This window comes from Oleiphilus sp. HI0080 (assembly GCF_001635135.1).
This window is the reverse complement of record NZ_LWFU01000602.1, coordinates 1-498: the sequence shown is the minus strand read 5'-3', so window position 1 is coordinate 498 and position 498 is coordinate 1. Positions and strand designations below refer to the sequence as shown.

Here is a 498-nt window from a genome sequence, read left to right as displayed (position 1 = left end):
GGCCGAAGCATTTTTACCGTTGCCGATTCGCATATCGAAGAGCGCTGAATTAAGGATTACCTAATGTCGCCACCATCACCGCTTTGATAGTGTGCATCCTGTTCTCTGCTTGATCAAACACAATGCTGGCGTCTGACTCGAACACGTCTTCAGTGACCTCTAGCCCGTTCAGGCCATAAGTCTCTTCAATTTCTTTACCGACGCGCGTTTCATTGTTGTGGAATGCGGGGAGGCAGTGCATGAATTTTGTGTTCTTGTTGTTTGTTTGAGCCATGAGTGCTGAATTTATTTGATACGGTTTCATTAGCGCAACGCGTTCATCCCAAGCTTCTTTTGGTTCACCCATTGAAACCCAGACGTCGGTATAAACGAAATCAACATCCGCCACGCCGTCAGCCACATCGTTTGTTAGTGAGATTGTTGCGCCGCTTTTGGCTGCAATTTCAAGACATCGGTTCACTAGGCTTTGTTCCGGGTGGAAACCTTTAGGAGCAACAA

At 47.2% G+C, this 498-nt stretch carries 1 pseudogene; it reads right to left on the bottom strand.

The annotated features are described in order from the left end of the window. Nucleotides 1–49: 49 nt before the first annotated feature. A pseudogene (locus A3751_RS13145) lies at nt 50–498 on the bottom strand (ornithine carbamoyltransferase subunit F); the annotation flags it as partial.